Below are 25,794 nucleotides of genomic sequence, written 5' to 3' on the forward strand. Positions count from 1 at the left end.
TCGTCGTTACTCCATCAGTAGCGTGCAGAGATCGTCAGATAGGCGGCACGTCCCGGTGCTTCCAGCACGAAGGGCGCAGCGCTCTGGTACAATGCGTCGTAATAGCGCTTGTCGAAGATGTTGTTCACATACACCTTCAGCCGCCAGTTCTTGTTGATCTTCGCTTCCGCGAATGCATCGAAGCGCCAATAGCTCGGAATCGACGTGCCCTGGTTGGCCGCAAGCAAGGTGCCGCCGTAGATCTTCGAGCGGTACACCGCCTGCCCGCCAAGCTCCCAGGTGTCGTTGAACTGGTACTTCGTGAGCATGCTGAAGGACTGATGTGCGATGTTGGCGAGCGGCAGCCCGACATTCGACGCAAAGAGCGTCGAATTGGCGGGCGGTGCCAGCGATTTCGTGACCTCCGATTGCATCAGCACGAGGCCGCCGAACACGCTCCACTTGTCCGTGATCTTTCCGCCCACGCCGAGATCGATGCCGCGGACACGATAGGCCGCGCCAGCGGTGACGCAGGAGACGGTGGTTGCCGGAGCGACGGGCGCATAGGTGCAGCCCAGCGCCGCAGCGGCGGCCGCGCTGCCGACATTCTGCGCCTCGCGCGCGTTCTCCTTGGTCGTCTGGAACAGCGCAGCTGTCAGAAGGAGGTGACGGTCGAACAGCTCCCACTTGGTGCCGAGTTCGATCGCCTTGTTCTTCTCGGGCCCGAAGATCTGGTTGTTGCCTCCGGCGAGGTTCGGATTGATGCCGCCATAGGCCGTGCTGGTGCCGTCGAACTCGGAGCCCACCGGGTTGGCTGAAGTCGCATAGGCCACATAGACGCTGCCATTCGGCAGCGGCTTCAGCGTGAGGCCGAGGTTGAAATCCGGGACCAGGAACTCCGCCGACTGCTGACCGAAGGCGCCGGCCGCCGTGTAGGCCGACGTCTTGATGCTGTAATCGTCATAGCGGAAGCCGCCATTGAGGATCAGGACGTCGCGATAATTCGCGCTGTCCACTACGTAGCCGCTGACGGTATCAATCTTGATCTTGGTCGGTCTGCCCGTCAGGCCTGACGGGATCCCGAACGGAATGTCTGTATACTGCGGCCAGAAGACACTGACACCGGGCAGCGAACCAGTACCGGTGAAACTTGTCGTTCCGGTCGTGATCTCGGAGCCAAGCCCCGTGTAGCTGTCGATCGACGATCGCTCGTTGTTGTATTCAATGCCTGCAAGCAGCGTGTGCTTGAAGCCGGTGTAGTCGTCGAACTTGTACGTCGCCTCGGTCTGATTGGCGAACACATCCGTGGCCTGGTATCGGCTCTGGGGGTTGGCAGAAAGCGTCCACAATGCCGGACTGTTGCTGGTGATGACCGGCGATTCCGGCAGGGTACCTATGTAGTTCTGCGTCGAGTGCGATTCCCGAATCTTGTTTGTCAGCGACAGATCTGGCGTGATCTGGATCTCGGCATTGATGGTACCGATGTCCTGGCCGGTCCTGTAGAAGTCGCGATTGACGAAGCCGTAGAAATTGTTGCGGTTGACGCCGAAGTCGGGGAACGGCCCGCCGGCAGTGCTCGCCGTGCTTGGCCGATAATAGGGCACGCCGAAATCCGGAATACCGGTCAGTTCGGTGTGGACGTAGTTTGTCGTGATCTTGATGGCGTCGGTCGGCTTCCAGGTGGTCGCGACAAACGCGCCGTCGCGGTTGTCCTTGATGCGGTCCCTTCCCGCAACGTCCGCATCCTGGAACAGGCCGCCGGCACGAACGGCCAGCGTCGGCGAGATCACCTGGTTGACGTCGAGGGTCACACGCTTGGTCTGGTCCGTGCCAAACGTGGTGTCCATGTCGTAGAAACTCTTTTCCGTCGTGGCCTGCTTGGTCACGATGTTGATCGCGCCACCTGCGGTACCGCGACCGGAGAAGGACGAGGCCGGGCCACGCAGGATCTCGACCTGCTCGGTGAAGAAATTCTCGCGGACGCTGACACCGGCGTCGCGCACACCGTCGATGAAGATGTCGTTGCGCGCGTCGAAACCGCGGATGAAGAAGCGGTCGCCAAAGGCGTTGCCGCCCTCGCCCGAGCCGAGCGTGACGCCGGCCGTGCTCAGAATCGCCTGCTTCAACGACGTGGCGCCCTTGTCTTCCAGAACCTCTTTCGACAGCACCGTCACCGACCTCGGCGTGTCGACCAGCTTCTCCGGAAACTTGCCGCTGGCCTGCACGTGATCGACCTTGTAGGGCGCGGCGGGATCCGCATAGGGATTGCGATCGGCAGCCGGTGCATTCGCATCGACGATGGGGGCACTCGCGGCCTGTTGACGTTGCTGGGCGGCACGGCGCAGCGCGTTTCGGGCGCGGACCTGGTCGGACGTCGGTTTCGCCGTGGTGGACCGCGGCCGCTCCTTCGGCGCGTCGACGTTCACGGGTGGTAGAGATGTTTGCTGGGCCTGGGCTCCACTCGAGACAGATGCGACCGCAATCAGGCTGGCAACCGTCGAAACAGTCTTGCCGGTCGCGGCCTCGAAATTGCCGCCCGATGCTCGCCGTGCCGCGCTCGAACGCAACGACCGCGGAGTCCTCGCCGTACCCATCCTACGCCCCATTCCGTTTCTGCAATGTGTCGCATTGCGACAATGCGACACATTGGTCGTATCGAGCGCAGCAATGAGGGTCAACGAAGTCACGGCTACAGCAACTTTGAATCGATCCAGATCAAAACGATTCTAAACTCGAGTTTGAAATGGTTCTAAACTCGATCTTGTAAGCGTTCTAAACTGGAGCCGATGTTTGTCCTTGCGATGCAGATTGTCCGCGCATCGCGATCGGTCCTTCGGAAGCTGCGGGACGCCTGCCGTGGCGGGCATCCCCGATTTGAAGCGGCGCAATCAGAACTTCATCAGAACTTGGCCGTCGTGATGATGTAGAACGCGCGCCCCGGCGCGACCGCGACGAACGGCACGGCGCTGCGATAGAGCGTGTCGTAATAGAGCTTGTTGGTGAGGTTCTGCGCGTAGAACTTCATCGTCCAGTTCTTGTCGATCTTCTTCTCGACGAACGCATCGAAGCGCCAATAGCTCGGCAGAAGGTTGCCGGTGTTCGCCGCGAAGGTGCCGCCATAGACCTTCGAGCGGTACACCGCCTGGCCACCGACTTCCCAATCGCCGTCGAACTTGTATTTGGTCAGCATGCTGAACGACTGGTGCGCGACGTTGGCGAGCTGAAGGCCGATGTTGGACGCAATGTTGCTCTGTGTGACCTTGGACTGCATCAGCACCAGGCCGCCGAACACGCTCCAGCGATCGGTGATCCTGCCCTCGGCCTCGATGTCGATGCCCTGGATGCGGTAGGCCGCGTTCGAGGTGAGCACGCCCGAAGCGTTCGTCTCGCGTGCATTGTCCTTGGTGGTCTGGAACAGCGCCGCTGTGACCAGCAGATGACGATCGGCGAGCTCCCATTTGGTGCCGAGTTCGGCCGCCTTGTTGCGCTCGGGCCCGAGCAGGACGGCGGTGTTGGCGGGAACGCCGCCGTAATCGGTACCGGTCGCGTCGAGCTCCGAGCCGAACGGATTGGCCGAGGTCGCATAGGCCGCATAGATGCTGCCGATCGACGTCGCCTTGTAGACCAGGCCGACATTGTAGTTGACCAGATCGGAGTTCATTTTCAGATAGGCCGAATTGGTCGACGAGCTCATGTTGTAGCCGTCGTAGCGGACGCCACCGTTCAGGATGATGGTGTCCTGCCAGTTCGCGGTGTCCATCACGTAGACGCTGCTGGTGTTGACGCCATAGCGCGTTGGATTGCCCGTCAGCGACGGCGTCCCGAAGGGAGCGTAGGTGTATTGCGGCGAGTAGAGATTGACCCCCGAAACGGCGCCGTTGCTGGTAAACCCCGCGCCCGCCAATTCCGACGAGAGACCCGCATAGCGGTCGATCGAGACGTTCTCGTTGGTGTATTCGACACCGAACACCGCGGTGTGCTTGACCCCGCCGGTATCGAGCTTGAACGTGGCCTCGTTCTGGTTCGCCCACACGTCCACGGTCTGGTAGCGGCTCTGCGCGCTCGCCGTCGTGGTCCATAGCAGCGGGTTGGAATTGGTCGTGACCGGGTTCTGCGGCAGCGTGCCGATGTAGTTGAGCAGCGAATGCTCGCCGCGTACCCTGCTGGTCAGAGTGATGGCTTCGTTGACCTTGTACTCCGCCGTCCCGGTGCCGAAATCCTGCCGCGCGGTCTGGAAATCGCGGTTGAGGAAGCCGTACCAGGTCTCGCGCGGAATGCCGGCCGACGTCACCGGCACGTTGCCTTGCTTGTAATAGGGCACGCCGAAATCGGGATAGCCGCTGAGATCGGTGTGGACGTAGTTCGTCGTGATCTTGATGTCGTTGGTCGGGGTGTACTTGGTCGACAGGAAGGTGCCCCAGCGATCGTCGGTCACGTAGTTGCGGCCGGCGACATTGGCATCCTGGAACAGACCTCCGGTGCGCACCGAGAAGGTCGAGTCGACGACCTGGTTGACGTCAAGCGTGATGCGCTTGGTCATGTCGGTGCCGAACTCGGTGTCCATTCGCTTGAAGTTGACGTCGCCGGCCTGCTTGGTGACGATGTTGATGGCGCCGCCGGCGGTGCCGCGACCGGCATAGGACGACGCCGGGCCGCGCAGGATCTCGATCTGCTCGGTGAAGAAATTCTCGCGGATCGACACGGCGGGATCGCGGATGCCGTCGATGAAGACGTCGTTGCGCGCGTCGAAGCCGCGGATGAAGAAACGGTCGCCGAAGGCGTTGCCGCCTTCGCCCGACCCCAGCGTCACGCCCGCGGTCGAGCGCCCGATCTCCTTCAGCGTCGTCGCGTTCTTGTCCTCGAGCACTTCCTTGCTGAGCACCGTGATCGTCTTAGGCGTGTTGAGCATCGGCTCGGGAAACTTGCCGGAAGCCTGGACGTGATCGACCTTGTAGGGCGCGGCCGGATCGGCATAGGGATTGCGATCGACGGCACCGGCCGGGGCCGGCGCGACAGCAGCGGCCTGCTGCGCCTGCTGGCGCTGTGCGGCACGCCGAAGCGCGTCGCGCGCACGCACCTGCTCCGGTGTCGGCTTCGAGGCTGACGGGCGCGGACGCTCGACAGGGGCATCGACGTTCACCGGCGGCAGGCTCGACTGCTGCGCCTGCGCACCGCTCGACACCGAGGCCACCGCGATCAGACCAGCGACGACTGAGGTCGCCTTGCCGGAATTGCCGTCGAGCTTCTCTTCAACCGAATTTCTTGCCGCGATCGCACGCAGCGATCGCGGAGCCACCACGAGCCCCATTCCAACACACCCCATTCCAAATTCGTCGATACGCAACATGCGCGACGAACGATGAGGCGGTGCTATCGACCGCAAAAAATCAGGTCAATGCAACGAGGGCCGCAAGAGCGCTTGAATACGTCTAGATCAAATCGATTCTAAACTTCGATTTTGGAATCGCTGAAATGTAGCGCGACACGTTGATGCAGACAGACATCGAAGCGCTTGCCTTCCCGCAACATCTCGCGCAGCCGTCAGTCGCCGCTCGGCGGCTTCATCAGCGAGAACAATTCGTCGACGGTGCGCTGCGCCGTCGCGCGGACGCGATCGGTATCGTCCATGCCGGCGATGTTGACGCCGTTGACGACGGCCTTGATCTCGTCGCGGAAGTCGGTGAGGAAACGCAAGGGATCGCGCTGCTCGTTGGCGACGCGCGCGATCAGCCCCGTGATCAAGATCTGGCACGCGATCAGCTTGCCGTTCAATTCGTCCATTCCGCACTCCTGATGTGGTGGCGCTGATATGGACGAGGCTGATTTTGCTGACAACCGAAACGCCGCCTGGCCGGTTTAGAACCGTTCTCGCGAGCCTGGTTCGCTCACCTCGCGGCCAGGCGCCGCTTCCACCTCTCGTTGCCTCGCCCACGCTGCCCGCGAGCACTGCCTATCTTTTGCACGCTCTTTGCTCGTCAGGGAAAAATGCAGCACTGCACACCGCTGCGTCACCCGCTTGCCTACGGGGTGCAAAGCTTTCCAATTGTTTAGGTTTCTCAACGGATAGTGCTGTTTACACTGGAACTTGGCGTGTATTATACAAGCTGTGCTGGAACCCTTTGATAGCCCTGCAATTCGTTGTTTCGGGCATACAAGCCGATACGCTCGCATATGAAAAAGTCGCGGCCGATCCTGTGGATTGTCATCATCGCAGCCGTGGCCGGGGGCGGCTATTACGGCTGGAAGCGATTCTCGGCCTCCGAAGCCGGGAAAACCCAGACCGCCCAGAAGGGTGCGCCGCGAGCCCCCGCGGTGCCCGTCAGCATCGCTCCGGTTCAGAAGGTCGACTTCCCGGTCTACCTCACCGGTCTCGGCACCGTTCAGGGCTTCAACACCGTCCAGGTCCGCACGCGTGTCGACGGCCAGATCGACAAGGTCGCCTTTACCGAAGGCCAGATGGTCAAGCAAGGCGATCTCCTGGTCGAGATCGACCCGCGCCCGTTCCAGGCCGCCCTCGATCAGGCCAAGGCCAAGAAGGCGCAGGACGAAGCCAGTCTCGCCAACGCCAACCTCGATCTCCAGCGCTACACCAAGCTCGGTGAATTCGCGACGCGGCAGCAGACCGATACGCAGCGTTCCACCGTTGCCCAGCTCACCGCCCAGATCGCCGCCGACGAAGCCGCGATCGCCAACGCCCAGACCCAGCTCGACTACACCCAGGTCAAGTCGCCGATCACCGGCGTCGCCGGCCTGCGCCAGGTCGACATCGGCAACATCGTCAACGCCTCGAGCCAGACCGGCGTCGTCAGCATCGCGCAGGTCGAGCCGATCACGGTGATCTTCACCGCACCGGAAGATCAGCTGCCCTATATCAGCGAGGGCCAGAAGTCCGGTGAGCTCAAGGTGATCGCGTTCACCACCGACGGCAAGAAGACGCTTGCGCAGGGCAAGCTTGCCGTCATCAACAACCAGGTCGATACGACCAGCGGGACGATCAGGCTCAAGGCAGTGTTCGACAACAAGGAACACACGCTGTGGCCGGGACAATCGGTATCGACCCGCCTCTTGGTGCGGACGCTGAAAGACGCAACCATCGTTCCCGATGATGCGGTTCAGCATTCGACCAACGGCCTCTACGCCTATACCGTCGGCCAGGACAACAAGGCCGAGGTGCACAAGATCAAGGTCAGCTACTCCATCGACGGACGTTCGGTCGTCGATGAGGGATTGAGCCCCGGCCAGCAAGTGATCACCGGCGGTCAGTACAAGGTGCAGCCCGGCAGTCTCGTCTCGACGACTGTCGCGAGTTCGGATCCGGTCCAGAAAAACAAGGTTCAGCAGGAATGACCGAAGGCGGGATTTCGGCACCTTTCATCCGTTATCCCATCGGCACGTCGCTGCTGATGGCCGGCATTCTTTTTGTCGGCCTCGTTGCCTATCCCCTGCTGCCGGTCGCGCCGCTGCCGCAGGTGGACTTCCCGACCATCCAGATCACGGCCAATCTGCCGGGCGGCAGCCCGGAGACGATGGCCTCGTCGGTCGCGCAGCCGCTGGAGCGCCAGTTCGCCCAGATTCCCGGTATCGCGCAGATGACCTCGACGAGCTATCTGGGCACCGCCTCGATCACCATCCAGTTCGACCTCAACCGCAGCATCGACGGCGCCGCCAACGACGTGCAGGGCGCCATCAATGCCGCCAGCGGCCAGCTGCCGAAGAGCCTGCCGTCGCCGCCGACCTACCGCAAGGTCAATCCGGCCGACGCCCCTATCCTGCTCTTGTCGGCGACATCGGAGACGCTGCCGCTGACCAGCGTCAGCGACGCGGTCGATGCCCAGCTTGCGCAGCAGATCAGCCAGCTCTCGGGGGTGGCGCAGGTCTTCATCGGCGGCCAGCAGAAGCCCTCGGTGCGCGTGCAGATCGATCCGGGCAAGCTCGTCGCCAAGGGCCTGTCGCTGGAGGACGTCCGCAGCGCGATCGGCATCACCACCGTCGACAGCCCCAAGGGCAACATCGACGGCGACAAGCGCGCTTACACGATCTATGCGAACGACCAGCTGACCCAGTCCAAGGACTGGAACGACGTCATCATCGCGTACCGCAACGGCGGTCCCTTGCGGATCAAGGACATCGGTCAGGCGGTCACCGGACCCGAGGACGCCAAGCAGGCCGCCTGGGCCAACGGCAAGCGCGGCGTCTTCCTGGTCGTGTTCAAGCAGCCGGGTGCCAACGTCATCGAGACCGTCGACCGGATCAAGGCGACCCTGCCCCGGCTAGTGGCGGCGATCCCGCCGGCGATCAAGATCGAGGTCATCAGCGACCGCACGACGACCATCCGCGCCGCGGTCGAGGACGTGCAGTACACGCTGCTCCTGACCATCGCCCTCGTGGTCATGGTCATCTTCGTCTTCCTGCGCAGCTTTTGGGCGACCGTCATTCCCACCGTCACGGTTCCGCTGGCGCTGCTGGGCGCCTGCGCGCTGATGTGGGTGTTCGGCTATTCGCTGGACAATCTCTCGCTGATGGCGCTGACGATCGCCGTCGGCTTCGTGGTCGACGACGCCATCGTGATGCTCGAGAACATCACGCGCTACATCGAGGAAGGCGAAAAGCCGCTCGCCGCAGCCTTCAGAGGCTCGAAGGAAATCGGCTTCACCATCGTCTCGATCTCGATCTCGCTGGTCGCGGTGCTGATCCCGCTGCTCCTGATGGGCGGCATCATCGGGCGCCTGTTCCGCGAATTCGCGGTCGTGCTGGCGATGACGATCTTCGTATCGATGTTCGTGTCGCTGACCCTGACGCCGATGATGGCATCTCGCTTCCTTCGCGCCCATGGCGAGGTCACCCACGGCAAGTTCTACCGGTGGAGCGAGAGCGCCTTCGACGCGATGCTGCGCGGCTACGAATATGTGCTCGACCACGCGCTGAGCTGGAAGCGAACGACGCTCTTCATCTTCTTTGCGACACTCGCACTGTCGATCTACCTCTTCGTCCTGATTCCGAAGGGCTTCTTCCCGCAACAGGACGTGGGCCTGATCACCGCCACGTCGGAAGCCTCGCAGGACATCTCCTTCAAGGAGATGGTCAAGCGCCAGGAGCAACTCGGCAAGATCATCCTGGCCGATCCGGACGTCGCCAGCGTCGCCATGTCGATCGGCGGCAGCGGCCGAGCCGGCAACAACGGCAACCTCTTCATCACGCTGAAGCCTCGCGACCAGCGCAAGGCTTCGGCCCAGCAGATCATCGGGCGGCTGCGCCCGCAGTTCGACAAGGTCGAGGGCGCCCGCCTCTACATGCAGGCAGCGCAGGACGTTCGCCTCGGCGGCCGTCCGACCCGCACCCAGTTTGAATTCACCTTGCAGGACGCCGATCTCGGCGAGCTCAACGAATGGGCGCCGAAGATTCTCGCCAAGATGCAGACGCTGCCGGAGCTGCGCGACGTCGCGACCGACCAGCAGACCCAGGGCACCACGGTCCAGCTCAAGATCAACCGCGACACCGCCTCGCGCTACGGCATCCAGCCGCAGCTGATCGACGACACGCTCTATGACGCGTTCGGCCAGCGCCAGGTCGCCCAGTACTTCACGCAGCTCAACAGCTATCACGTGATCCTGGAGATCCTGCCGGAGATGCAGGGCAACCTCGATTCACTGAACAAACTTTACTTGAAGTCGCCGCTCACCGGCGATCAGGTGCCGCTGTCGACCTTTGCGACCTGGACCACTGACCCGGTCCGCCCGCTTTCGATCAGCCACCAGGGCCAGTTCCCAGCGATCACGATCAGCTTCAACCTCGCGCAGGGCGTGGCACTGGGCCAGGCCACCCAGTCCGTACAAAAGGCGATGGCCGATCTCGGCGCACCGGCGACGCTGAACTCGAGCTTCCAGGGCACCGCGCAGGCGTTCCAGCAATCACTCGGCACCGTGCCGCTGTTGATCCTCGCGGCGCTGGTCGTGGTCTATCTGATCCTCGGCATCCTCTACGAGAGCTACATCCACCCCATCACGATTTTGTCGACCCTGCCCTCGGCCGGCGTCGGCGCACTGCTCATCCTGATGGCGGCCGGATTCGACTTCAGCCTCATCGCACTGATCGGCATCATTCTGCTGATCGGCATCGTCAAGAAGAACGGCATCATGATGGTCGACTTCGCCATCGCGGCCGAACGCGATCAGAACAAGACGCCGGAGGAATCGATCCGCCAGGCCGCGCTGCTGCGCTTCCGTCCGATCATGATGACGACGATGGCAGCATTGCTCGGCGGCGTACCACTGATGCTCGGCCACGGCACCGGCGCCGAGATCCGCCAGCCGCTCGGCTACGCTATGGTCGGCGGCCTGATCGTCAGCCAGGCGCTGACGCTGTTCACCACGCCGGTGGTTTATCTCTATCTCGACAAGTTCTCGAACCTGTTCAAGGGCAGCTCCGGCGAGGACGAGCACGAGACGTCCGGGCACGGCACCGTCAAGGAAGCCGCCGAGTAAGCTTGCGCCGCGGCAGCCGCGACGCTACAGCGGGGCCCTCGGTTCACGCCAACGCGGTCTTGCCATGTCCATGCAATCCAGACTTGTCGCTCTTGCCGCTGCTGCCCTGCTATCGACGGGCATCGCGCATGCCCAGCAGGGCGCCAAGAAGAACGCAGCTCCTCCCGCCCCGGCCGCGCAGCCCGCGCCGGCGCCGACCCAGCCGCAGGCCGAGGGCGCGCCGCCGCAACAACCCGGCTGGATCGCGCGCTGCACCAGCGCAAGTCGCGAGGCGCCCCTCGAATGCGCGATCGAGCAGAACGCGGTCCTGACAAAGACCGGCCAGACCATCGTCCTCGTCAATGTCCGCATCGCCCCCGACACCCGCACGCCGATCGCGCTGCTCCAGCTGCCGCTCGGCCTCAACCTGCCGCTGGGCGCCAAACTCCAGGTCGACGAGGGCAAGACCGTCGATCTCCAGATCCAGACCTGCGAGAATCGCGGCTGCTACGCCTCGACGCCCATTGCGCCCGACCTGCTCGCCTCCTTGCGCACGGGCAAGCAGTTGAAGGTCTCCTTCCAGAACATGGCGAAGGAAACGATCGCGATCCCTATGCCGCTGAACGACTTCGCGGCGGCGTACGACAAGATCAAATAGCGCAGCTCCCGCTTCGCTACTGTCGCGCCATCTGTGCGTTGCCGACGGCCTCGCCGTCGAGCCTTTGGTCGTTGTGCATCGTGACCGTCACACGCAGCAGCCGCCCCTCGAACTCGAAGGGCGACTCGTAGTGCGACACCGGGCTGCCGCGATCGCGGCCGATGTCGAGGCCCGACCACGAGATCAACGTGTGGAAGCCGAGCTGGGTCTGGAGCGAGCCGGCCGGCTCGCCGTCGATCAGCAGCGTGTAATCGGTGACGCCGGTGCGCGAGCCCTTGGCCGGCGGCTCCTTGCGCACGAGACGCTCGACGTGAACGCCGAGCCGCCGGGCGCCAGGCGGCACTTTGCGGTCGGAGCGCACGATCTGATGGCTGCCGCCGATGTTGAGGTCGTGCACGAGGTAACCGTCCTTGACGTAGAGGCTGTAGCCAGACGTTGCGTCGCCATGCGAGATCAGCACGCCGTCGGCACTCGCCTCCTCGATCTCGACATGCGCCTCGATCGTGTAGCTGCGGCTGCGCACGTCCGGCGCAACGTCGGTCGGCACATGGCCCATGCCATGGTGAAAGACGAAATGGTGGCGCGCACCGTGGAAGCGCGCCGCATTCTCGGCGAAGCGCGGCCCGAAACGATCGTCGAGCGGCAGCACGTTGTGCTTCTCGGCCTCGCCCCACCACGCCGCGATCATCTGGGCGAGCCGCTCCGGCTCCTTCGCTGCAAGATCGTCGGTCTCGGAGAAATCGCGATCGAGATGAAACAGCTCCCATTTGTCGTTCTCGAACGGCATGCCCGGCGGATGGTAGGCGACGGCCTTCCAGCCGCCCTGCCAGAGGCCGCGATGGCCGAACATCTCGAAATACTGTGCTGAAGTCTTCGACGGCGCCGAGGCATCGGCGATCGAGCCCGCAAAGCTTTCGCCTTCGAGCGGCATCTGCGGGCAACCGGCGATCGTCGACGGTGCATCGATCCCGATCAACTCCAGCAGCGTCGGTGTCAGGTCGCAGGCGTGCACGAACTGATGGCGCAGCTCGCCTTTGGCTGCAATGCGCTTCGGCCAGTTGATGACGAAGGGATCGCGGATGCCGCCGCCATGGGTGTTCTGCTTGTAGCGGCGCAGAGGCGTGTTGGACGCCATGGCCCAGCCGTGCGGGAAATTGCTGTGGGTGTCGGGCCCGCCGATATCGTCGATGCGGGCGAGCTTCTCCGCGATCGGTTCCGGCTTGAAGTTGAACGGCCCCATCGCGTTGACGAAGCCGAGTGGGCCGCCCTCCTGGCTCGCACCATTGTCGGACATCACGATGATCACGGTGTTGTCGCGAATGCTGGCCGTCTCCAGGAATGCGACCAGACGCGCAAGATGCCGATCGGAATGGTCGAGCATGCCGGCAAAGGCCGCCTGCAGCCGCGTGAAGACCCGGCGCTCGTCGATGGAATGATCCTCCCACGCCTTCACGCCGTCATTGCGCGCCGGCATCCGCGTCTCCGGCGGCACCAGCCCCATCGCCTTCTGACGTCCCAGCCGCCGCTCGCGCTCGACGTCCCAGCCGTGCACGAATTCGGCGTCGTAGCTTCGGATGATATCCGCCGGTGCCTGATGCGGCGCGTGGCAGGCGCCCAGCGCGACCCAGGTCAGCCACGGGACGTCAGGGCGATCGGCCTGGTGATCGCCGATGAAGCGGATCGCCTGGTCGATCAGATCCTCGGTCAGATGATAGCCGTCGGCATAGGTGCCGGGAGGATCGATGTGCGTGTTGTCGGAGACGAGCTCGGGCGCGTATTGGTCGGTCTCGGCATCGAGGAAGCCGTAGAAGCGGTCGAAGCCGCGTCCCAGCGGCCAGCCGTCGAACGGTCCCGTGGCGCCACTCTCGGTCAGCGGCGTGACGTGCCATTTGCCGACCATGTAATTGCGATAGCCGTGCACGCGCAGCATCTCGGCGAGCGTCCCCGCCTCGCGCGCGATCTTGCCGCGATACCCAGGATAGCCGGAATCGAAATTGGCGAGGCACCCGACGCCGACCGAATGATGGTTGCGCCCGGTCAGCAATGCGGCGCGCGTCGTCGAGCACATCGCGGTGGTATGGAAGCCGGAATAGCGCAGGCCTTCCGCGGCAAGCTTGTCGATGGTCGGCGTCCTGATCGCCGAGCCGTAGCAGCCGAAGTCGGAAAAGCCGACATCGTCGAACAGCACGACGAGAATGTTTGGCGCGCCCGCGGGCGGCCTCACGGCCTCCGGCCACCAGGGTTTTGACTCCGCAACCGTCTTGCCGACGGTGCCGCGGAACGGCATGCCGCTGCCTGCGCTCATCTGTTTCTCCCTGCACGTTCCATCGCGGTTGACCCGCGTCGCGTTCGATCTTGAATTATAATCCGAATTATGATTATAATTTAAACCGAATGCAAGCACGACCACGTCTATCATCCGACGAGCCCGGCTCTCTCGATCTGCCGGGCGTCGCCCCGTCACGCCAGAAGCGCAGCCGCGAAATGACGCTGGCGCTTCTGCGCACCGGCGCCGACATGCTGCGAACGCGAAGCCTTGCCGAGCTCTCGATCGAGACGCTCTGCACCGAGGTCGGTGTCACCGTCGGCGCCTTCTACAGCCGCTTCGCGAGCAAGGAGGCCTATTTCAACGCACTGATGGCGCTGGCCGCACGCGACGGCGAGCAACGCCTCGGCGAGATCAGGCGGCCCTCACCCGCGACCAATCTCGACAAGCTCTGCCCCATCATCGTCAGCGGCATCGTCGCCTGGATGCGCCGCCACGAGGGCGTGCTGCGCGCCGCGCTCCAGCATGACGACACCCGCCCGGACAAATGGACGCCCTTCAAGGCGCTGGCCAAGGCGACCACGGAACGCGCCACTCCTCTCCTGCTGCCCGCCATGGGCAAGGGACACGCGGCAGCAAGGACCCGCGCCATCGCGTTCGGCTTGCAGGTCGTGCTGGGCACGCTGGTGAACGCGATCCTCAACGATCCCGGACCGTTGTCGCTCCGCTCGAAAGAGATGGAAACGCGGCTTGCAGACTGCCTGCTGCTGCTGCTTCAGGCCGAAGCCGCCTAGTCCCGATCACTCGCCCGCAGCAGCGTCGCGAAGCCGCCATAGATCATGCGCTTGCCGTCGAAAGGCATGTCGGAGCCCTTGAGCCTGGGATCGGCCATCACCTTTGCGTTGACGGCATCGCGACTCTCCCTGTTACGGTAGACGACCCAGGAAAACACCACGACCTCGTCCTCGCTCGCCATCACCGCGCGCGGAAACGAGGTGAGCGTGCCATAGGGGACGTCATCGCCGATACATTCAACGTAGTCGAGCGCACCATGCTCCATCCAAACCGCGCAGGCCGTCCGCGCCAGCGCCTTGTAGGCCTCGATCTTGTCCTTCGGCACGGCCAGCACGAATCCATCGACATAAGACATCACGGATCTCCTCGGGGTTGTGTGCCCCGAAGGACGATCCAGCGCGTCGCAAGCCGACCGGCGGTGATGATGTTCTGGTGAGGCAAACCGCCGCGAGCCGTCGCGCGGCGGTTGGCCGGACATGAGGCAATTCAGGCCTTAGGAAGCGCCTGGAATTGGCTGGGGAACCTGGATTCGAACCAAGACAAACAGAGTCAGAGTCTGTTGTGCTACCGTTACACCATTCCCCAACGGAATAGTCGAACAAATTCAATATCTTACTGATCTGTCCGACTGTGGCCGGAAGCGCTGACAGCGCAAATCACGGCTCAGGCGTGCAGCCTTCTACCTGCTCGTCCCCGGGCTGGCAAGCGCTGCGGTGGATCGATCGCCCCCTAGTCCATTTTGATATTCGCCGCCTCGATCACCTTCTTCCACCGCTCCGTTTCGGAGGCGATGTAGGCGGCGAACGGCTCGGAATCGACGGCGACGGCGGTAGCACCGAGTTCGGCCATCTTCTGCACCGTCTCGGGCTGCTGCATGTAGGCGCGGATCTCGGCCGAGAGCCTTTCGACGATCGGCTTCGGCGTCGCAGCAGGAACGAAGAAGCCGTGCCAGGCGACAGCCTCGAAGCCCGGCAGGAATTCGGCTACCGCCGGCACGTCCGGGTCGAAGGCGGCGCGCTTCGGTGTCGCGGTTGCCAGCATCGCGAGCTGGCCGGTCTTCACCTGCGGCAGCAGCAACGGCACGTTGTCGAAGGCGAGATCGATCTGGCCGCTGAGGAGATCCGTCAGCATCTGGCTCGAGCCCTTGTAGGGCACGTGCACCATCTTGGTGCCGGTCATCTGCTGAAACAGTTCGCCGGCAAGATGCTGCGAGGTGCCGACACCCGCCGAGCCGAACGAGACCTTGTCCGGATTCGCCTTGAGGTAGGCGATCAGCTCCGGCACGGTCCGCGCCTTGATCTTGTTTGGATTGACGACGAGCACGTTGGGCACGACGCTGATCTGAGCGACCGGCGCGAGATCCCTACCCGGCTGATAGCTGAGCTTCGCACCGTAAAGCGACGGGTTGATCGCCAGCGCCGAGGTGCTGGCAAGGCCGAGCGTGATGCCATCAGGGGCAGACTTTGCCAGCCGCGTCACGCCGAGGATCGAGCCGGCACCGCCGACATTCTCGACCACGAACGGCTTGCCGAGCTTCATCTGCAGATGGTTGGAGACCATGCGCGCAAAGATGTCAGCGGTGCCGCCGGCGGCAAATGGCACGATCACCGTCACCTGCTTGGACGGATAGCCGTCCTGCGCATGCGCGGGAGACATCGCCAGCAGAATTGCGGACGCAAGACCAAGCCACATCGATCTCATCGAAGTTTCCTCTACCTTTGGTATTGTTGATTGGTTGCCGCAAGCGCGCGGCGGAGGTTAAAACGCGAGCTCGTACATGCCGAGGATCGTACCCCGGCTCAGGTCCCGCGGATTGTTGTCGAGCAGGCGGCGGATGGCGTGCGCCTCGTCGGCCATCACGCCGAGATCGTTCCTGGGCACGCCGAGCGCCGACAGCCGCATCTCGACGCCGAGGTTCTTGCAGAACGCGTAGGTCGCATCGAATGCAGATTTCGGATCGTTCTGCTCGGGAAGACCAAGCGCTCCGAGCACCGCGACCGTCTTTTCCTCGACCGCGGGCATGTTGAACGCCAGCGTGTGCGGAAAGATCATCGCGCAGGCCAAGCCATGGGCGATGTGATGACGCGTGCCGAGCGGATAAGCCACCGCGTGGCCAGCGGTGGTGTTCACCGGCCCCAGGCAATAGCCGCCATAGAGCGAGGCCAGCGAAAGACCGGCGCGAGCCTCGCGATCGCCGCCATCGGTCACCGCGCGCTCGAGATAGCGCCCGACCAGTCGCGCGCCTTCGAGCGCGTAGAGGTCGATCGTCGGATGCGCCTTGCGGCTGGTGAAGGCCTCGACGCAGTGCGCCAGCGCATCGACGCCGGTAGCAGCGGTGATCTCCTTCGGCACGGTCATCGTCAGATCGGGGTCGACGATGGCGATATCGGCCAGCATGAAGCGGCTCTGCACCGCCTGCTTGTTCTGGCTGACGGGATCGGTGACGAGCGCGCGGGTGCCGGCCTCGCTGCCGGTGCCCGACGTGGTCGGGATCTGCATCAGCGCGACGCTGCGGCCGACGACCTTCTCCGGTCCGACGATGTCGGCAAAGGCGACGTCCCCGGTGCACATCACCGCGACCAGCTTGGCGAGATCCATGGCGCTGCCGCCGCCGAAGCCGACGACGAGATCCGGCTTGGCCTCTTTCGCCATCGCCACCGCCTTCCCGAGATTGGGCAGATCCGGCTCCGGCTTGACCTCGCCGAACACCTTGACTGCGCCCGGCAGCGCCAGCGCATCGACGCGGCGTGCATTGAAGGGGTCGGAAATGACAAGCGGCCGCTTGGCACCGATCCGCTCAGCGAAGCGCGCGGCAGCCGTGATCGTGCCGTTGCCGAACTCGAGGATGGTCGGACGGAGGATTTCGATGGGCGTGAAGGCGTTGGTCATCGTGGGCTCGGTCTCGTTACTTGGAAGCGCCGGCGGCCAGGCGCTCGGCATAGTCGATGGCCTCGATCAGGCTGTGCTCGTTGGCGATGCCCTTGCCGGCGATGTCGAAGGCGGTGCCGTGGTCGACGGAGGTCCGGATGATCGGCAGGCCCAACGTGATGTTGACGCCGGAGAGCTCCTGCCAACGGCCTGTGGCGGGATCGACCTGGAAGCCGAGCAGTTTTACGGGAATGTGCCCCTGATCGTGATACATCGCGACGGCCGCATCGTACTGGCCGGCGCGCAGCTTGACGAAGATGGTGTCGCCGGGCACGGGACCGACGACGTCGAGACCGTCGGCGACCGCCCTGGCAATCGTGGGCGCCGAGACGTCGATATCCTGCCGGCCGAACAAACCGCCTTCACCCGCATGCGGATTGAGCGCGGCGATCGCGATCTTGGGTTTTGCAATGCCGAGACGGCGCAGCGCATCGTTGGTGAGATCGATCACCATGCGCAGCCGCTCCGGCGTCAGACGCTTCGGCACGTCCTCCAGCGCCACATGGGTCGAGACGTGGCTGACGCGCATGTTGCCGTGGGCGAGCAGCATCACCGAGCCGCGCACGCCGGTGAGGTGCGCCAGCATCTCGGTATGACCGGGGAAATGATAGCCGGCCTTGTTGAGCGCTTCCTTGTTGAGCGGGGCTGTGACGATCGCCGCGGTGCGACCGGCCTGCGTCAGGCGCACGCCCTGCTCGATCGCCTTGTACGCAAAGCGGCCGCCATCGGCGCTCAGCACGCCGGGCTTGATCGGATCGCCCTCGGCGTCGGCCTGCAGGTAGCAGAGATTGGGCCAGTTGCGATCGTCGGCGGTGACTTGCGGGATCGCGACATTGGCGCCGAGCGCCGCCCTGGCGCCGTCCAGCGCAGTACCGCTGCCGATGATCAGCAATCGCAGATCGCCGGAGGCGATCCGGTCCTTCAATCCGACGCAAGCCTTGACGATGATCTCCGGCCCGATCCCGGCGGGATCGCCCATGGTGATGGCAAGATGACGAGAGGTCATGTCGGACTCTCCATATTGAGCAGATGATTGTCCCGGAGCAGATCGCGCCAGAGGTCGCGCGCGCCGAATGCTCCGGATTTCGAGATGACATCGACGCCGGCCCAACGGCCACCTTGCAACGTCGAGCGCGGCAGGCCCGGCACGATGCGCCCCGTCACCTCAAGCGCATGGGCGCCGAGGGCAAGGCATACGGCCTTGAGCGTCTCGCCGCCAGCAACGATCAGGGTTCCGGGTGGATCGAGCGCCGCGGTCAGCGTCGTCAACTCGCGCGCGATCCGCTGCGCTGCTTCGGAACGCGACAGGCCATCGGAAAGTCTAAAATTGACGAGGGCCACATCATCGTCGGCCAGCTTGCGCTGAACGGTCGCGCCGCCCTCGCCCTCAGCCAGCGCGAGCGTTGCCTCGCCGCAGGCCGCGAGCTGGGATGCCGTGGCGGGCTGGTCGGAGCCGAACAGCCCGAGCACCGGCCGTTTCAGGTCAGGCGACGTATCGGCCCGATGATTGCGGGCGAGCGCGCCGGCGAGGCCGCCGCTGCCGCACCAGAGCACTGGTCCCGGCATGCGTCGTCCCATCTCGACGACGCGATCGAGACAGACGTCGCTCTCGGCGTCGAACACCTGGACGCCGCCCTGCGTCAACGTATCGGCATCGGCCAGTCGCGCCACGATGCCGTCCAGCTTCAATTGATCGAGTAGATTGTCGCCGACCCGATGCCAATCGCCCTGCTGCGTCCGCGCGAAATGTTGACCACCGACAGTGCGACGGCCCTGATAGTCGAAAGCAGGCGCAACGACACATGACGCCCAGTGGCCGGTGGCCAGGCAGGCGCCGAGCTCGGCGGCCCATGCGCCGCGGAGCAGGCTGTCCACTTTTTTGTAGGCGATTTCTCCCTCGGGCAGCAGCGGCGCCAGCCGGGCAACGATCTCGACACTCTCGGCTTTCGAACGCTCGCGGGTGCCACTGTCGATCGCCAGGCTCCCAGAGCCTGACGCCACAGGCCCATCCGCCCAGATCACGTCGAACGGTCCAGACAGCCCGACGAACTCCGCTGCGGTGTCGAGCGCACCGGTGAGATCATCGGCAAGCATGCGGACGCACGTCATCGTCATGCCGCTCCCACGCCAAAGATCTTGCCGGGGTTCATCAGACCGTGCGGATCGAGCAACTGCTTGATGCCGCGCATCAACTCGATGTCGAGGGGATCGGCGACGCGGGCGAGCCGGCCGCGATTGGTGATGCCGACGCCGTGCTCGGCGCTGATCGCCCCGCCCTGCGCCGCGGTCTCGTCGTCGACGATCTCGTTGATTTGCGCTACCAGCGCGGCCGCCGCTTTCGGATCCTGGCAGCGCGCACGATCGATCAGGGCGATCACGTGGATATTGCCGTCACCGATATGGCCGTGCATCACGACGTTCGCATGCGGCACGGCCGACTTGATCCGGGCTTCGACATTGGTGACGAAAGCCGCCTGTCGCTCCAGCGGCACCACGCTGTCATGCGAGACGACATAGCCGCTGCGCTTGTTGCCCTCGGATACGCTGTGCCTGACGGCCCAGATCGCCTTCGCCTGCGCGAGATTGGAGGCGAGGATGGCGTCTTCAGCGAGCCCAGCCTCCATGGCGTCCGCAAGCACCGCAGCAAGCGGTTCATTGAGGTCGACGCCCGCCAGCGTGTCGGTCAGTTCGACGATCAGATACCACGGCGTCGTCAGCGCAAAGGGAATCGTGACATCAGGCACGGTCGCGGCGATCACCTCGATCTGCGACCGCGACATGATCTCGAGGCTGCCGAGCCGGTCACCGACCGCACCGCGCAGGCGCGCCATGATCTCGAGCGCCCGCCCGGCGCTCCGCAATTTGAGCAGCGCCAGCGCCGAGCTGCGGGGCTGCGCGAACAGTTTCAGCACCGCCGCAGTAATGATGCCGAGCGTGCCTTCCGCGCCGATGAAGAGCTGCTTGAGTGCATAACCCGTATTGTCCTTGCGCAGCGCGCGCAGGCCATTGAAGACGCGGCCATCAGGGAGCACGACCTCGAGGCCAAGCACGAGATCGCGCGTCGGCCCATAGCGAAGCACGGCCGTGCCGCCGGCATTGGTCGAGATGTTGCCGCCGATCTGGCAGGAGCCCTCGGCACCCAGGCTCAAGGGAAAATAGCGATCGACGTCGCGGGCCGCGGCCTGCACGTCCGCGAGGATGCAGCCGGCCTCAACCGTGATCGTGTTGGCGAGCGGGCTGACGTCGCGCAACGCTCGCATACGATCCAGCCGGATCACGACATTGCAGGCAGCATCGTCGGGCGTTGCCGCTCCGCACATGCCGGTGTTGCCACCCTGCGGCACGATCGCGAGCCGCTTTTCCGCGCAATATCTGACCACGGATGCGACCTCGGCCGTCGAGCCGGGCTTCACCACCGCAACTGCGCGGCCGTGATAGCGCCCGCGCCAATCCGTCACATAGGGGTCCTGCTCCGGCCCGGACGCGATGACATGCTTGTCGCCGACGATCGCGGCGAGCCCGGCCAACGCATCCTGAAAAGAGTCGGACATCGGATCGCCTCGTCGTCCGCCGCGGCCTTAAGCGGCCGCCGCAAATGCCGCGGCACTCGCCAGCAGCTCTGTCCGTTGAGCCGCCGGCAGGATCTCCAGCGGCGGCCGCAGGCGCTCCCAACCCGCGTGGCCGGTGCGCGCGGCGACCAGCGCCTTCAGGGACGGCATCTGCGCGAAACGCGAAACGAGTTCGCGCGCCGTCACGATGCGCGCCTGCGCGGCCTTCAACGCCGCGTCCTCGTCGCTGTCGCGGAAATGCTTGAAGACATAGGCAAGATCGCGCGCGACGAGATTCGAGGTCGCGGTGATGCAGCCCGCGCCGCCCTTGCGGAGCAGCGGAAGCAGCAGCGGGTCGGCGCCGGTCAGCACCGAAAAGCCCTCGAAGCGCTCGACCATCGCGGTCATGTTGGCGAAATCGCCCGAGGAGTCCTTGATGCCGACGATGGTCGACGGATAGGCCTTGCGCAGCCGTTCGATCAGTGCGTGCGAGATCGGCTGCATCGACATCTGGGGAATGTGATAGAGCACGATCTTGAGGCGCGCATCGCCGATGCGCTGGATGATCTCGCTGTAAGCCGCATAAACGCCGTCGTCGCTGACGTTCTTGTAGTAGAACGGCGGCAGCATCACCACGGTCTCGACGCCGACCGACAAGGCATGGCGCGTCAGCGCAATGGTCTCGGTGAACGCGGCAACGCCGGTGCCCGGCAGCAGTTGCTTCGGCTTGATGCCGCCCGCGATTACGGCCTCGAGCAACGCCGTGCGTTCGGCGACCGAGAAGGAGTTCGCCTCCCCCGTGGTGCCGAGCATCGCGATGGCGTCGCAGCCTTCGTCCAGGAGGTAGCGGCAATGCGCGATGAAGCGCGCATGATCGGGTGCGAGTTCAGCGTCGAGCGGCGTCAGCGCGGCGGAGAACACGCCATGTGGGTGCAAGGACTGGGGGTGCAGCGAGGATGTCGACAAAGCTTCCTCCGATCGTCAGATCGATATTGTTCGGAATGCGAACATTTGTTATATTCTGATCCGTTGGTAAGAGCAGGCTGCCGCCGCGTCAAGGGCTGCGGCTGTCATCGCAGGACATACAGGCATGGCCAAGGTCGAAAAGAAGGCTGCAAAGCGCGCACCGGAATCTACCCCGAAAAACGCGGGAGACAAGAATCCCAAGAATTTCGTCGCCTCCGTCGGCAAGGCCTTCGCCGTGCTCAGGAGTTTCACCAGCGAGACCTTTGAACTGACGCTGAGTGAAGTTGCCGCACGCGCCGATCTCGACCGCGGCACGGCGTTCCGGCTGATCCAGACCTTGATCGAACTCGGCTATCTCCAGGCGGTGCCGCAGAGCCGCCGGTTCCGTCTCGGCGTCGCCTGCCTCGACCTCGGTTACACCGTGTTGTCGCGCGGATCGCTGCGCAGCATCGTCGAACCCCTGTTGCGCGACCTCGTGCCCGAGGTCGGCGATGCGGCCTCGCTCGGCATTCTCGATGGCGGCGACGTGATCTATCTCGCGCGCGTCGGCGCCGGCCTCGACCGTCACAAGATGGACCGTCGGCCGGGCACGCGCATCCCCGCCTACAGCGCCGCGCTCGGACATGCCATGTTGGCGCATCTTCAAAGGGACGATCAGATCCAGCGGCTGGAGTCGCGGCCCCGCGTCAAATTGTCGGAGCGAACGCTCACCGATCTCGATGCCCTGCTCGCCCGGCTCGACCAGGTTAAGAGGAAGGGCCATGCCGTTTCCGACGGCGAGAATGCCTATGGCCTGCGCACGCTTGCGACACCGATCCTCGATGCCCGGGGCTTCGTGATCGCGGGATTGAGCGTCACGGTGGACGCGATGCGCATGGACATGCCGACCTTTCGCGACCAGGCACTGCCAAGGCTGATGCAGCTGACAGGCACGGTGCAGGAGCTCGCGATCAAATCGGGCCTGTCGAGCTGAGCGTTTCCAGCCGCAGCGCGCCCCTTACGGCTTCTAGGAACGAGCATCGTAAGCAACGCGCCGCCTAAACAACGATACGATCGAAGTCGGCGGCGATCCGGACGTTCGGAAAGATCGTTGCCGCCTCGGCCAGAATCTCGTCGTCCTCATAGCGGCCCGACAGGTGCGTCAGCACGAGCTGCCGGACGTTGGTCTCGGCCGCGAACCTGGCCGCTTCCGCTGCGGTGAGATGGCCGTAATCCCGCGCGGTCGGCGCGTCGCGAGCCAGGAATGTCGCCTCGATCACCAGCAGGTCGGCGTCCGCGACGTGGCTGGCCAGTCCCTCGGTCGTCTCGGTGTCGCCGATCACGACCAACTTCTTGCCGCCGCTTGGCGGCCCCAGAACATCCTCCGGATCGATCGTCCGGCCGCCTTCGATCGTGATGGACCGCCCCGCGGCCAGCTCGCCGCGCACGGGACCATCAGGCACACCAAACGCAGCCAGGCGATCGGACAACAGGTGGCGGCGCGCACGTTTCTGGAAAGAGAATCCAAAACTGTCGGTGTCGCGGTGGCGAACCGGAAAGCAGTCGATGGTGAAATCGCCGGCGTCGATGACCTGTCCTTCCGAGAGCGGGGCGAACTGCACCGAAATCGGCGCCCGCCCCTCACCCCACAGACCTGCCAGCATGCGGATGACGAGGTCGAGCGTGCCAGGCCCGCCATGGATGGTCATCATTTCGGACGTCTGTCGCAGTCCCAATGTCGAGAACAGGCCGGGGATGCCGAGCACATGATCGAGATGACCATGCGTCAGCAGGATGCGATCAAGCCGCCGAAAGCCCGCGCCACTCCGCAGCAGCTGGCGCTGCGTGCCCTCGCCGCAATCGATCAGCATACGCCCAACCGCGGCCTCCAGGAGGAGCGCCGGATGGTTGCGCTCTGCGGATGGAACGCTGGCCGAGGTGCCGAGAAATGTCAGGGCGAACATTGCCTACTCTGGTGCGAGGTCGCAGGGTTGATCCGCCCTTATAGCTGCTATTGGCTACCCGGCCCGTATCTGAAAGACCGGACAACGATCGCATTGGCCGGGCTGATCGAACGCGAGTTCGGCGGCTTCGTGCCGCCGCCGTCACTGCCGGCACGCTAACGGAGGCCCGTGGCGCTACTGCGTCCTATCAGCCGACTGCGCCTCGACCGCCTGCACCGCGACGCTTGCGACCTGCCGCAGCGCTTCGCGGTCGGAGCCAGAAGATGCCATCACGCCCATGCCGACCGACACCGCCGAGACATAGCGCGCGAGTGCTGCGGGATCCGACGTCGGCTTGAGATCGCCTTCCGCCTTGGCGCGAACAAAACGATCGCGGAGCTGGTCTTCGTTCTGGGCGCGGCGCGATGCGAGCTCGAAGGGGACGTTCTCGGAGCCGGTGCCGCAGGCGATGCCACCCTGTACGAGCAGGCAGCCGGGCGGATTGGCGGGATCGGTCTGCTTTTCGGCGATGCCCATCAGCATTCGTTCGGCGACCTCGCGGGCGGTGGGTGCGGCCAGCACCTCATCCATCCAGGCACCGCGCAATTTGGTGTAACGGTCGAGCGCGGCCTTCAGCAGGCCTTCCTTGTTGCCGAAGCAGGCGTAAAGGCTCGGCGGGTTGATGCCCATGGCCTCCGTGAGCTGGGCAATCGTGGCGCCCTCGTAGCCGTGGCGCCAAAATACTTCCATCGCCTGATCAAGCGCGATTTCAGTATCGAATTCGCGGGGGCGTCCCATGCCCATCTGCCTGTCTCCTTGGACCAGCGTCATCCCTCAGCCAACGCCTAATCCTATCTATTTGTTCTGTCTTTCTTTTCTCTTCCGCCTTCCCATTCTTGCGGTAAGCGGCTACAATTTTCTTAGCGAACAGTACATAAGTATCTTGCGCTGCGGTATCCAGCTCCACATCTGTAGTGAACACTACATATCTGGAGCGCGCAAATGCCCCCCTCCCAAAAGACCTCTCGGCCCCGCCGTATCCGCCGTCTTCTCGGCGGCGTTGCGATCGTTGGCGCCCTCGCCGTGGCCGGTTCGATCGCGACCGGCCACTACTTCCGTTCAGCCCAGGCGACTGCGGCCGCGGCCGAGCAGGCCGTCTCCGTGACGGTTGCGACGATCGAGCCAAAGCAGACCGTGTTGTGGGACGACTTCTCTGGCCGGCTTGAAGCCATCCAACGCGTCGAGCTTCGTCCGCGTGTGGCCGGTGCAATCCTGTCGACCAACTTTACCGAGGGGGCTCTGGTGAAGGCGGGTGACGTCCTGTTCAAGATCGACCCCGCGCCTTACGAGGCCGAGGTCGACAAGGCGAACGCGCAGCTTGAAGCCGCGAAAGCGCGCGAGGTCTTTACCCAGAGCGAACTCGAGCGCGGCGCGCAGTTGGTCGGCAACGCCGTGGTCACGCGGCGCGACTACGATCAGCGCGACAACGCCAATCGCGAAGCCATCGCCAATGTGAAGGCGGCCGAAGCTACGCTGCAGACCGCCAGGCTCAATCTAGACTACACCGAAGTGCGCGCGCCCGTCGACGGCCGCGTCGGCAGGATCGAAGTCACCGTCGGCAATCTCGTCGCCGCCGGCACCGCCTCCCCGGTGCTGACCTCGCTGGTGTCGGTCAATCCGATCTACGCCTCGTTCGATGCGGATGAAGAGGTAGTGCTGCGCGCGCTGAACTCGATTGCGGATGCTTCCGGCAAGCGCGGCAATCTCGACCAGATCCCGGTGGAGATGGCGACATCAGGCGGTCTCTCGGCCAAGGGTCACATCCAGCTCATCGACAACCAGGTCAACGGCTCGAGCGGCACCATCCGTGTCCGCGCGGTATTTCCCAACGACGACGGGCGTCTCATCCCCGGCCAGTTCGCCCGCGTACGGATGGGCCAGCCGAAGCAGCAGACGCTGGTGATGATCGACGAGCGCGCGATCGGCACCGACCAGGACAAGAAGTTCGTGATGGCCGTCGGCGACGACAGCCGTGCGGTCTACCGGCCGATCACGCTCGGTGGCTCCGTCGACGGCCTGCGCATCGTGACCGCGGGCCTGAAGTCCGGCGACCGGATCGTCGTCAACGGCCTCCAGCGTGTGCGCCCGGGCGCCCTCCTCAAGACCGAGGTGGCAACGATGGGCGCACGCGGACAGCAGGCCTCAAACCACAGCAACCAGGACGTGGTGCAGCGCTAGAGACTTCGTTCCGGGCTACGCAGAGTGCGCCCGG

At 64.3% G+C, this 25,794-nt stretch carries 19 protein-coding genes and 1 tRNA gene; 6 read left to right on the plus strand and 14 right to left on the minus strand.

Annotation, left to right across the window (positions count from 1 at the left end; translation table 11 throughout):
- Positions 1-14: 14 nt before the first annotated feature.
- The 3 genes from QY049_RS06175 to QY049_RS06185 all read right to left on the minus strand — a co-directional run bounded on the left by QY049_RS06175 (position 15) and on the right by QY049_RS06185 (position 5,760).
- Positions 15-2,573, minus strand: coding sequence for a TonB-dependent siderophore receptor (locus QY049_RS06175; protein ID WP_194476416.1), 2,559 nt, complete (start codon positions 2,571-2,573; stop codon positions 15-17).
- A 305-nt stretch (positions 2,574-2,878) separates the two neighbouring features.
- Entirely contained in the window at positions 2,879-5,287 is a 2,409-nt protein-coding gene (locus QY049_RS06180) for a TonB-dependent siderophore receptor (protein WP_258762076.1), read from the minus strand.
- Positions 5,288-5,520: 233 nt separating this feature from the next.
- Positions 5,521-5,760, minus strand: coding sequence for a hypothetical protein (locus QY049_RS06185; RefSeq protein WP_194476418.1), 240 nt, complete (start codon positions 5,758-5,760; stop codon positions 5,521-5,523).
- A gap of 390 nt (positions 5,761-6,150) precedes the next feature.
- Between QY049_RS06185 and QY049_RS06190 the strand changes: the two genes are divergently transcribed.
- The 3 genes from QY049_RS06190 to QY049_RS06200 all read left to right on the plus strand — a co-directional run bounded on the left by QY049_RS06190 (position 6,151) and on the right by QY049_RS06200 (position 11,097).
- The gene (locus QY049_RS06190; protein ID WP_301269197.1) at positions 6,151-7,326 is read left to right on the plus strand and encodes an efflux RND transporter periplasmic adaptor subunit; all 1,176 of its coding nucleotides are present in this window, start codon (positions 6,151-6,153) and stop codon (positions 7,324-7,326) included.
- Positions 7,323-10,460, plus strand: coding sequence for a multidrug efflux RND transporter permease subunit (locus QY049_RS06195; protein WP_258762078.1), 3,138 nt, complete (start codon positions 7,323-7,325; stop codon positions 10,458-10,460). The genes QY049_RS06190 and QY049_RS06195 overlap by 4 nt, the downstream gene beginning before the upstream one ends.
- 64 nt (positions 10,461-10,524) lie before the next feature.
- Positions 10,525-11,097 carry an invasion associated locus B family protein gene (locus QY049_RS06200; RefSeq protein WP_258762079.1) on the plus strand — a complete coding sequence of 191 codons (573 nt, stop codon included), beginning with the start codon at positions 10,525-10,527 and terminating at the stop codon, positions 11,095-11,097.
- Positions 11,098-11,113: 16 nt separating this feature from the next.
- Here QY049_RS06200 and QY049_RS06205 read toward each other — a convergent pair whose 3' ends face one another.
- On the minus strand, positions 11,114-13,402 hold the full coding sequence (locus tag QY049_RS06205) for an arylsulfatase (RefSeq protein ID WP_258762080.1): 2,289 nt from the start codon (positions 13,400-13,402) through the stop codon (positions 11,114-11,116).
- Between the two features lie 89 nt (positions 13,403-13,491).
- On the opposite strand from QY049_RS06205, the gene QY049_RS06210 reads away from it, so the two are divergent.
- Complete coding sequence (locus QY049_RS06210; protein WP_258762081.1) at positions 13,492-14,157, plus strand: TetR/AcrR family transcriptional regulator; 666 nt, start codon at positions 13,492-13,494, stop codon at positions 14,155-14,157.
- On the opposite strand, the gene QY049_RS06215 is transcribed toward QY049_RS06210, so the two are convergent.
- From QY049_RS06215 to QY049_RS06250, 8 genes are all read right to left on the minus strand, one after another.
- Positions 14,154-14,513 carry a DUF1428 domain-containing protein gene (locus QY049_RS06215; RefSeq protein WP_258762082.1) on the minus strand — a complete coding sequence of 120 codons (360 nt, stop codon included), beginning with the start codon at positions 14,511-14,513 and terminating at the stop codon, positions 14,154-14,156. The two genes, QY049_RS06210 and QY049_RS06215, sit on opposite strands and share 4 nt — an antisense overlap.
- A gap of 156 nt (positions 14,514-14,669) precedes the next feature.
- Positions 14,670-14,743: transfer RNA gene (locus QY049_RS06220), tRNA-Gln, on the minus strand.
- 144 nt (positions 14,744-14,887) lie between these two features.
- The gene (locus tag QY049_RS06225) at positions 14,888-15,859 is read right to left on the minus strand and encodes a tripartite tricarboxylate transporter substrate binding protein (RefSeq protein WP_258762083.1); all 972 of its coding nucleotides are present in this window, start codon (positions 15,857-15,859) and stop codon (positions 14,888-14,890) included.
- A gap of 57 nt (positions 15,860-15,916) precedes the next feature.
- The gene (locus tag QY049_RS06230; RefSeq protein WP_258762084.1) at positions 15,917-17,047 is read right to left on the minus strand and encodes an iron-containing alcohol dehydrogenase; all 1,131 of its coding nucleotides are present in this window, start codon (positions 17,045-17,047) and stop codon (positions 15,917-15,919) included.
- A gap of 16 nt (positions 17,048-17,063) precedes the next feature.
- Positions 17,064-18,092, minus strand: a complete 1,029-nt coding sequence (pdxA, locus tag QY049_RS06235; protein ID WP_258762085.1) for a 4-hydroxythreonine-4-phosphate dehydrogenase PdxA — start codon at positions 18,090-18,092, stop codon at positions 17,064-17,066.
- A complete protein-coding gene (locus tag QY049_RS06240; RefSeq protein WP_194482761.1) occupies positions 18,089-19,195 on the minus strand; it encodes a four-carbon acid sugar kinase family protein in 1,107 nt (368 codons plus the stop codon). Before QY049_RS06240 ends, pdxA begins: the two co-directional genes overlap by 4 nt.
- A 2-nt stretch (positions 19,196-19,197) precedes the next feature.
- Entirely contained in the window at positions 19,198-20,637 is a 1,440-nt protein-coding gene (locus QY049_RS06245; protein WP_194476429.1) for an FAD-binding oxidoreductase, read from the minus strand.
- A gap of 27 nt (positions 20,638-20,664) precedes the next feature.
- Complete coding sequence (locus QY049_RS06250; RefSeq protein ID WP_258766982.1) at positions 20,665-21,585, minus strand: dihydrodipicolinate synthase family protein; 921 nt, start codon at positions 21,583-21,585, stop codon at positions 20,665-20,667.
- A gap of 139 nt (positions 21,586-21,724) precedes the next feature.
- Between QY049_RS06250 and QY049_RS06255 the strand changes: the two genes are divergently transcribed.
- Complete coding sequence (locus QY049_RS06255; RefSeq protein WP_194476430.1) at positions 21,725-22,573, plus strand: IclR family transcriptional regulator; 849 nt, start codon at positions 21,725-21,727, stop codon at positions 22,571-22,573.
- A 64-nt stretch (positions 22,574-22,637) separates the two neighbouring features.
- Here the strand turns inward: QY049_RS06255 and rnz are convergent, their stop codons facing one another.
- Together rnz and QY049_RS06265 are read right to left on the minus strand one after the other, a co-directional pair.
- Positions 22,638-23,543, minus strand: a complete 906-nt coding sequence (gene rnz / locus QY049_RS06260) for a ribonuclease Z (protein ID WP_258762086.1) — start codon at positions 23,541-23,543, stop codon at positions 22,638-22,640.
- Between the two features lie 174 nt (positions 23,544-23,717).
- On the minus strand, positions 23,718-24,326 hold the full coding sequence (locus tag QY049_RS06265) for a TetR/AcrR family transcriptional regulator (protein WP_258762087.1): 609 nt from the start codon (positions 24,324-24,326) through the stop codon (positions 23,718-23,720).
- 198 nt (positions 24,327-24,524) lie between these two features.
- Between QY049_RS06265 and QY049_RS06270 the strand changes: the two genes are divergently transcribed.
- A complete protein-coding gene (locus QY049_RS06270) occupies positions 24,525-25,760 on the plus strand; it encodes an efflux RND transporter periplasmic adaptor subunit (RefSeq protein WP_258762088.1) in 1,236 nt (411 codons plus the stop codon).
- Positions 25,761-25,794: the final 34 nt, after the last annotated feature.

It is taken from the genome of Bradyrhizobium sp. WYCCWR 13022 (genome assembly GCF_030435535.1).
GTDB lineage: Bacteria > Pseudomonadota > Alphaproteobacteria > Rhizobiales > Xanthobacteraceae > Bradyrhizobium.